Genomic DNA, 9,938 nt, shown 5'->3' with positions numbered 1-9,938 from the left:
AGAGGTCGGAAATAAAACTGATTTAATCCATCAGGAACCAACGGTTGTTGCCTATGAGCACGTAGAAAAAATTCTTTTAACCACGATGGATTGTATACTTTGCTATTTACTTTCAGAAAAAAAGCCACCTCTTAGATAAGAGGCGGCTTAGACTCGAGTTTATTTTGAGATTAATAATTAGGGTTCTGCTGTTTTGCCAAAGTAGGATTAGCAGTTAGCTCTGGAGCTGGTATAGGCCAGATAAATCTGTAATCACTATAGGGAATAGCTGCAAAAGATGGGGTAATCACCGGACGATTTACCACATCATAGCTTGATCCATCTCCTTTTACTTGTGCAATCAATATCTTCGCAGGAATACCTCCGGTAGTAAAATCAGCGTCTTTAGCTAATCTGTGAATATCTGCCCAACGACGACCTTCACCAGCAAACTCTATTCTGCGCTCATTTAAGATAGCCTGTGTCATTGCTTTACTTGTTGCAAATGACGCAACAGTATACTGGTCTGCCACGTTAACTACAGCCCTGTTACGAACCGCATTTAACAATGCAAGTGCTTGTGTAGTATTGTTGGTTCGTGCATAGGCCTCTGCAACGTTAAGCAATACTTCTGCATAACGAATGATAGGCGCATAATCACTTTGAGTAGTAACATCCCGATATTTCCAGTTAAAGAAATATTTCGCATTTGTAGTTCCTTGCTGAATTTGCAAAAGACTTCTGCGAAGATCGCCAGTCACCCAGAAAGATGCGTTATACAAATTAGGGCTTGTACAAACTAAGTTACGCCCGCCCTGGCTGCTTGTAACACCATTGATAATGATACTTGCAGGCCCGAACATATTCGGCAATGCACCGTTTACACTTCCATTTGCCAGCGAGCTCTGTGCCACTGAAAAAACTGATTCAGTATTATTGGCGTAGTTTCCAGATAATGAAGACACACCAGTATAGAAAGGCCCATCAGGAGAAGCGGTAAGCTTGTAATTCCCTACCGGACTTGTAAATGGCGCTGTACCGCTTGTTCCAAGCTTAGCACCTTCTGTTATAACACCAGCCCAATCACCCATGTGTAATTTAATACGGGTTTTCAATGCTATTGCAGCACCTTTTGTAGCACGGGTTATTTTTTGTGCTGAAGGAAGGTTATTCTCTGCGTAATCCAGATCTTCTAAAATTTTGGTATAATCTTGAGCAACTGTACCTCTATCTAGCTGTAGCGCATCTTGTACAGCGGCTTGGCTGTTGATAGCTATCGTGCGATAAGGAACTCCCATTTGAGAGCCGTTTCCATCTAAATAAGGACGACAGAATTGAATAAGTAATTCGTGATGAGCTAAAGCTCTTAAAAATCGAGCTTCGCCTTCATAAGCACTAGCGTTGGCAGCTGTTAAAACACCAGAACTTGCTGCCTGACGTACGCCTGCTATAAACGTATTACACTGGTTAATCAGGGAATACAGGTTGATCCACATGTTATAGTTATTTGCAGAACCTGTAGAGGCATCATAAGTAGCTTGATAAGTTATCTGATAGAACGAGGCGATATTGATCATATCCTCGCCTCTCATCTCACCCTGTTCTATAGAAGCAGCGCCGAAAGCATAGCCACGACCGCCACCACCATTATAGGTACCAACCGCAGCTGTGTTATACATACCGTTTGCCGCCAACTCCACATTAGCTGTAGTACTAAATGCTGTGGTTGTGGACAGGGAACTTAAAGGTTGCAATTCTGTAAACTTCTTACAAGAATTTAAACCCATTATCGCAAAGCCTACAGCAACGGCCATAAACTTATTTAAATCAAATCTCTTAAATATCTTTTTCATGCTGTTTTAATATTTAGAATCCAACATTTAAACCTAAAATGAAAGTTCTCGGTCTTGGATTGGCATTGAAGTCAACACTGGTGCCAGTGTTTGACACTTCTGGGTCTAAGCCCTTGTACTTAGTTATAATAAAGGCATTTTGAACTTGTGCATACACACGTACTTTGTTCATGTTAACTTTTTGCACAATAGATTTAGGCAGCGTATATCCTAAACTAAGTTCCTGGCCGCGAATAAATTTACCGTCTTCCAGGAATCTTGTGCTGGCGTTACCTGTTGTATTAATGAAGTTACCATTACCATAATACAGCTTAGGAACAGAGGTAACCTGTCCAGGGGAATTCCAGCGCTGAAGTATCTCGGTACCGTTATTAATAAACAATTGGTTTAACAAGGTTTCCTGACGTGTTGCATTCATTACCTTATTCCCACCGGAGAAGGTCAGATAAATACCCAGGTCAAAGTTCTTGTAAGTGAAGTTGTTAGCAAAACCACCATAATAGGTAGGTAGAGCATTGCCAATGATGGTTTTATCCGCTGTATTTAGTGTAGTTTGAGTAACTAAAGCAGTCGGATTTGCCGGATCATAGATATAGTAATTCCCTTTAGTAACATCTCCTTGTATAGTTTGGCCATTACCTTTTAAATACATCGGGTTACCATTAGCAGGATTAACTCCTAAGAAGGTATAACCGTAGAAAGAATTCAAAGGATTACCTACTCTGGTAATGTTGTAAGTACCTATTAAATCATTTCCACCGTAAAGAGTAGTTACCTTGTTTTTAATGTAAGTGAAGTTAAAGTTCGAAGTCCAGGTAAATGCACTGCTTTGAATGTTTGTTGACGTTACAGAAACCTCAAAGCCTTTATTGTACATACTACCAACGTTTTGGCTGATCTGGTTACCAGGTACACCCAGCGAAGGCGCAATAGCAACCTGTTGAATCAAATTATTATCGTTGTTTTTGAAATAATCTGCGGTAACACTAACTCTGTTGTGCAACATTGTTAAATCGAACCCAAAGTCCAGTTTGTCTGTCTTTTCGTATTTCAATTTATCATTTCCAAGCACATTAAAGGCGATACCGCTTGAAGTTCCATAGGTAGCAGGAGCATAAGTACTAGCAAACGCATATGTCGGAATGTTAACATTTCCTGTTCTTGCCCAGCTTGCACGTAATTTTAAATCGTTAACGAATTTAAGGGCAGATGAATTTTTAAAGAAAGATTCGTCAGAAATTCTCCAGCCTAATGATCCGCCGGGTAGTAATCCCGGAGGACTATTTGGGCCCAAATTCGATATATAGTCAGAGCGATAAGTTAATGTTAACAAATAACGATCTTTAAATGCGTAGTTAGCTCTTCCAAAGAAAGAACGGATAGCGTTCTCAGCTATACCACCACCGATATTAGGGGTGGAAAGGGTACCTGAAATCAGGTTGTTGGGACCGAAATAAACGTTAGATAATCCTGTTCCCTGAGCGTTAAAAGAGCGGGCACGTTGTTTTTGAAATTCCGCACCTCCTACAACATTGATTTTATGACTACCAAAAATCTTGTTATAAGTAAGTGTATTTACCCAATCATAGTTGAATGTTGGTATATACTGTTGAAATACCAAACCATTTGGTCTTCCATCACCATGGATAGGGTTCCAATACTGATAATCCTCACCGTATAAAGAGTTAACCCCAATTTGGGTACGTGCGTGTAAGCCGTCAAATATCTTTGCGTCAAGATAGCCGGTACCTGTGAAAGTTAAATTTTGATTTTTATAAATGTTATTATCAAGGATATACTTGATGTTGGTATAGTTGTTATCGATACCTTTGGTATTAGAACCCGGACCTAACACTGTACCATCAGCACTAATGTTATAAGATCCGTCAGGATTAAAAACAGGTACGTTTGGTAACGCTTGTAGAGCATTATTAACGTTTGCAGACAATCCGTTGGTACCGCTGTTAAGACCTAAGTTTTTAACATAAGAAATACCGCTGGTAAAGCCTAAAGTAAGAATATTAAGTGCTTTCTGTTCAACGTTTGCACGAACATTATATTTACGTTGTTCGTTACCAACAATCTGACCCTTAAAGTCAGCAAATCCAGCAGAAAAATAGTAGTTCGATTTATCAGTGCCACCGCTTACTGAAATTGCGTGGTTCTGTTGAAAACCCCTTCTGAATACCACATCTTGCCAGTCTGTATTATACGGATTTCCTGTAGGGTCGAGTGTAGGAAATGCTTTAGGAGTAGCACCTGAATTAGTCAATTTCTCGTTCGCAATGGTAATGAAGTCATTTGCGTTAAGAACACTTAACCTTTTGCTAGCAGTTGCATAGCCAGCCCAGCCACTGTAATTAATTACCTGTCTACCTGTTTTACCTTTTTTGGTAGTAATTAACACAACACCGCTTGATGCACGAGAACCGTAAATTGCAGTAGAAGAACCATCTTTAAGTACCTCGATACTCTCGATGTCTTCCGAATTGATATCGGCAAGAGGGTTGTTAGCAACAACACCACTTTGGTTACCGGTTACAATCGGAATACCGTCAACAACGTAAAGCGGCCCGCCTTCATTACTTAACGAGTTTGTTCCACGCACGCGAATTGTTGGTGCAGATCCTAAAAAACCGCTGCTTTCAGTTACCCTAACACCTGTAACTCTACCGGCCAGTCCTTTGTCAAAACTTGGAGTAGGATTACTAGCCAGTGTAGCACCAGAAACTTTACCTACAGATCCGGTTAAATCCCTTCTTTCTTGAGTTCCGTAACCAACTACAACAACCTCATTTAAAGAACGCTGAGCAGTAATCAACGAAACATTTAAATTTGCAGAGGCCCGGGCCTCTGTAGTTTCATAACCTACAAATGAGAATACTAAAACACTGTTTGGAGAAGGTACATTTAATGAAAATTTACCGTTTGCTCCAGTTTGGGTACCAATTTTTGTACCTTTTACAACGACGCTTACGCCAGGCAATGGTAAGCCGTCTTCTTTACCGGTAACTGTACCGGTAACTGTACGGTTTTGGGCATAGGCATGTGAGCCTAGCATAATCAAAACCCATAAAAAATTAAGTAAAATTTTTTTCATGCGTTATCAGTTTGTTTAATTAAGTGGCTAAAAATAAACATAATTTAGAATTACCAAAAAAAATTGGCCGATTTATTAAGCAAAATTTAATTTTCCCGAAATGTTTATATCATTTCAAAAACAGAGACACTTACGAATAAGTAAGTATTTAGTAAGATAGGAGAAGTGATTTGCGAAAAGGTGTAGCTAAATATAAACAAAAAGAGCCGAAAAATGCAATTTCCGGCTCTTTTTGTCGTTAAAGTGTATTTTTAATTATTTATCCCACCATACTCTTCTTAACATACCACCAGTATTCGGAGGCGTGTTGGTATTGTAACGCTGCTCTCCGGACGGATAAAGCAATGATCTTGGGATTTGACCATTCAGCACACCACCAGCAGCCGGTGTAAGCGCAGGTAAACCTGTCCTTCTCCAGTCTGTCCATACTTCTGGATTCAGGAAGTTGGCAATATACTTCTGGGTCATGATATCATTCAAGGCAATGCTCCCACTAGTTTTAGCTACGGTAGCAGCATAAGTAGAGCTACCTACAGTTCTTCCAAGGTTAGCGGCTACACCTGCATTATAAGCAGTAGCAGCAGCCTGCTTGTTACCTGTTTGGAACTGAGCTTCTGCGATGATAAATTGAAGCTCATCATAGCTCATCAGGTAAACAGGTGAGTTTGAATTTCCGTATAAGGCACCTAAACCACCGCCACCGTCACTATACACGTCCAAACGCGGATCACCATTTTTATTTAACAGGTCATAGATATAGCCCGTAAATTCTATATCTCCGCGTTGTGAATTAAACTGAGACCATGGGTTTTCAGTATTTACACTAGTTTCGCTAAAGTTCACAACAGCATCGTCATTTGAACTCGTAAATCCTGACTGGGCCTCAGTTATTGCTTTACTATAATTTGACGCATCTACTTTTGCGAGGTGAAGGAAAAACTTAGCACGTAAAGAATGCGCAAATTTAGTCCATTTAGTCAAGTCACCACTGTAAAGCTTATCGTCAGAACCCGGCTGTATTGAATTTTCGCTTGCAGCTAACTGTGTAATAGCAGTAGTCAGCAGATTATCAATTGTCGTATAGATTTGCTGTTGGCTATCATATTTAGGCTGTAAGTTAGCATTACCCTGAAACGCCTGGCTATAAGGGATATCGCCCCATAGGTCTGTCGTAAGGCCTAAAGCATTTGCAAGCAATATCCTTCCTATGGCAGCATAATGCGCCTGACCGTTTGCATCAGCTAATTTTACCATAGCATTAGCATTGTTCATGATACCACCGTACAAGCCGAAGCTCCACATGTTATCCACATCGTCAGACGATACAGAATAATTTGTTGCTGAGTAAGACTGGTTAGCCGCCCCGGTCACCTGCTGCATAAAGATAGATGTGAAACGCGAAGCATCACCTCCCCATTCATATCCTGTCGATTGGATAATGCCGGGCAAGAGATTGGTCGGAATCGGTTTTTGCAACTGTGTCGGATCATTATTGATCCCATCGTAAAAGTATCCCTTTTTACAGGAAGCAGCTCCAAGCGTTACTGCCACCATCAGCAATACTTTTGTATATTTTTTTATGTTGGTTTTCATAAATAAAGTCCCTTCTCAATTAAAATTTAACTTTCAAATTAACTCCATAGCTGGAAGCACCGGGGTTGTTGAAATAATCAATGCCCTGTGCACTTGTGGCACCTGTTAAGCTTGTTTCAGGATCAATGCCTTTGTACGGGGTCCAGATGATGATATTGCGTGCAAATGCCCCTACTGAAAATCCTTTTACAGTTTTACTGCTCTTACCAAAAAACAGGTCTTTAAAGTCGTAAGAAAGGGCTACTTCACGCAACTTGATGAATGAACCATCTTCTATAAACGCTTCATTTAAATTACCGAAGCCGCCGCCGTTACCTTGGTACCAACCCTGATTTAATAACACACTCTTTGTATTTACGGCTCCTGCACCTGCAACCTCATTTCCATTTGCATCATAATGCACAAGGGCACCTGCAGAATTAATGTGGCCATTTACACCCGCAAATACGGTTGAAGTATTACGGTTGTTGGTAAGGTCTGAAGTACCGATAGCTGCTAATGACCCCCTGGTACCATTCCAGATATCGCCTTTGAATTTCCAGTCAACCAAACCATACAAAGAGATTTTTTTGTAGGTAAAGGTGTTACCAAAACCCATTCGGAATTTAGGATTGGTATTACCTATCTTCTCTTGAACATTAGTATTAGCTAACGGATACCCAACGGTGTTCTGATCATCGATAACAATCCGGCCCTGCGAATCGCGGGTATATCCGTAACCATAAATAATGCCAGCCGGTTGACCTGGCAATTCGGCGATAACCGTACCGGTGAAACCGTTCAAAGTGATTTGATTTACGCCAGGAGCTAATGACAATACTTTATTGCGGTTTAAAGCGAAGTTTATGAAAGAGTTCCAGGAGAAGTTAGTGCTTTTTATGGGTGTTCCAGACAACTGTAGCTCCAAACCTTTGTTTTCAAGGGAACCACTATTTAGAGTAAGGCTGTTGTATCCGCTCGACGCAGCGATAGGAGCTGCTACGATTTGGTTAGTACCCTTATTGTAATAAACGGTTGCATCTAAACCCAAGCGGTTACCGAAAAATTGTAACTGTGTACCTAATTCATAAGAGGTAGTCTTTTCAGGAACAAGTTTAGGATTGCCCAATAGTGAATTCAAAGCATAACTAGCTGTTCCGTTTGCCGGGAACTTGATACCATTAGTATAACCATCTGAAAAAGCTGTTGGCACATAAAAAGTTTGCGTCCGGAAAGGATCAGGCGCATTACCCACCTGGGTAGCCGAGAAGCGGATTTTACCAAAGCTTAACACGCTGCTGTTCTTCAATTCACCCAATTCAGAAAACACAAAGCTTAAGCTGGCAGATGGATAGAAGAAGCTGTTTTTGCTTTTCGGCAATGAAGAAACCCAGTCATTTCTACCGGTAGTTTCTAAGAATAAAATTGATTTATAGCTCAAGTTCAAATCATAGAAAACAGAGGCAGATCTATAAGGCACCACCGGGTTGCTTGAAAGGATTGAACTGGCATTAGCCATATTATCAAAACCAGGTGCCACTAAGCCATCACCTTGTGTATATAGCTCGTCTATCTTTCTACCATAGAAGTTGTTGCCGATTTTACCATCAAACTGGAAGCTGTCTGATAATTTTTTGGTGTAGTTTAAGATCAGGTCAGAATTTAAACTTCTATAGGTATATCTATCGTCAAAAACTTGGCCGCCATTGAAGCTACCGCTTCCAATCTCGTAATATTGATGACGGTTGTCCTGGTAGCTGTCTGTGCCTAACCGATACAAGGCGCTGAAACCACTACCGATGTTGTAATCTAACTGGATGTTACCAAAAATACGGTTCACATTAGTGGTAAACGGTGTATTGTTGATGATCCAGTAAGGGTTGTCATATGTTCCGCTATTTCTATAGTTACGCTGCGGGTAGCCATTTATATTTAACTGGCCAGTTGGCAATGTATAAGATAGCGGATTGTTTGCTGGGTCTTTCAACCCGTTAGAATTATCAAAAGAAATAGGTGTTCTGGTAAGTGCAAGCATAAAACCAGAAAGGTTGCTTCCCTGTTGAGGTAAATTACCGTTACTGCTAGTATAAGTTAAGCTGGTTGAAGCCTTTAACTTTTTGGTCATTTGCAGTGCTCCGGAAAAGCCAACAGATGTGCGCTGATAATATTGTTCAGGAACAATAGAATTCTGATATACATTGGAAACAGAGGTCCGGTATGTAGCAACATCATTACCACCACTTATGGCTACGGAATTATTGAAAGTAGGTGCTGTTCTAAAAAAGTTATTCAGATTATCATAAGGCTGAAATGCGATCTTACCAGCAGGGTTAGAAGCACCTACAATATCTCCGTGTTGGTCATATGCATTAGGGATACCGGTCCATTTCAAGGTATCAGCCTTAGCGCCCCATGAATAGCGGCTTGAGCTGGTGTAACTTCCAATTGCACCTTTCTCACCTTTAATCCATTGATTTTGAAGTTTAGGTAAACGATTTACTTTGTCGAAAGAGACACCAACATTAAAATCAACCTGTGTTTTTCCGGCAGCACCTTTTTTAGTAGTAATTACAATAGCGCCGTTTGCAGCCTGAATGCCGTAAAGAGCGGCGGCCGAAGGGCCTTTGAGCACAGTAACACTTTCTACATCTTCTGGATTGATATCTGCTGCTCTGTTGGTTGGAGCGGCGCCTACCAACGGATCGCTTGACGTATTCTGACTATTGTTAATCGGCACACCATCAATTACAAATAGCGGCTGGTTATTTCCAGTCAAAGAGTTCTGGCCACGAAGCTGAATATAAGTAGCCGCTCCGGGAGTTCCTGATGAACCAGTTATGTTAGCACCAGCCACCTTACCAGCTAAAGCGCGCAGGGGGTCGGACTGCTGAGCAGCGTTTAAGTCATCACCTTTTACTTCCTGAACAGAATAACCTAAAGCCTTCTTTTCACGACGGATACCAAAAGCAGTTACCACTACTTCAGAAAGCTGTTTGTTATTGCTTGTTAAAACCGCGTTAACATTGCTCTGACCATTTACCGGCAGCGTTAGGGGATCATAGCCGATAAAAGTAAAGACGATAGAAGCATTTTCAGGCACATTTTTTAATACATAACGGCCATCTCCGCCAGTTACGGTACCCGTCTGGCTTCCACGTACTTTGACAGTAACGCCTGGAACGGGTAAACCATCTTCTTTGGCTGTTACCGTACCGGTCACGGTACGGCCTTGTGCATAAGTTTGCCTTACAGACAACAACAGAAAGCACAAACTCAATAGTAGAAGTTTTTTCATTTTGTCGATTATAAAATCAGTTAATAGTTAATGAGCTAAAAATAGGGGCTAATTGTTAATAAGTTGAAATTAAAATGTGGAAATCTTTGAAATTCTGACGAATTCGATAGGGTATTTTATATTTTTTTAGTACTATGTA

Annotated in this window: 4 protein-coding genes; all 4 read right to left on the bottom strand. The window is 40.8% G+C overall.

What is annotated here, in order from left to right; genetic code table 11:
* Positions 1-170: 170 nt before the first annotated feature.
* Positions 171-1,832, bottom strand: a complete 1,662-nt coding sequence (locus tag MUY27_RS18960; protein ID WP_245132749.1) for a RagB/SusD family nutrient uptake outer membrane protein — start codon at positions 1,830-1,832, stop codon at positions 171-173.
* A 13-nt stretch (positions 1,833-1,845) separates the two neighbouring features.
* The gene (locus MUY27_RS18955) at positions 1,846-4,932 is read right to left on the bottom strand and encodes a SusC/RagA family TonB-linked outer membrane protein (RefSeq protein ID WP_245132748.1); all 3,087 of its coding nucleotides are present in this window, start codon (positions 4,930-4,932) and stop codon (positions 1,846-1,848) included.
* A 255-nt stretch (positions 4,933-5,187) separates the two neighbouring features.
* The gene (locus MUY27_RS18950) at positions 5,188-6,525 is read right to left on the bottom strand and encodes a SusD/RagB family nutrient-binding outer membrane lipoprotein (RefSeq protein ID WP_245132745.1); all 1,338 of its coding nucleotides are present in this window, start codon (positions 6,523-6,525) and stop codon (positions 5,188-5,190) included.
* A 19-nt stretch (positions 6,526-6,544) separates the two neighbouring features.
* A complete protein-coding gene (locus MUY27_RS18945; RefSeq protein ID WP_245132744.1) occupies positions 6,545-9,799 on the bottom strand; it encodes a SusC/RagA family TonB-linked outer membrane protein in 3,255 nt (1,084 codons plus the stop codon).
* Positions 9,800-9,938 lie beyond the last annotated feature (139 nt).

It is taken from the genome of Mucilaginibacter straminoryzae, assembly GCF_022953055.1.
GTDB lineage: Bacteria > Bacteroidota > Bacteroidia > Sphingobacteriales > Sphingobacteriaceae > Mucilaginibacter > Mucilaginibacter straminoryzae.
This window is presented reverse-complemented; position numbering and strand designations above follow the sequence as displayed.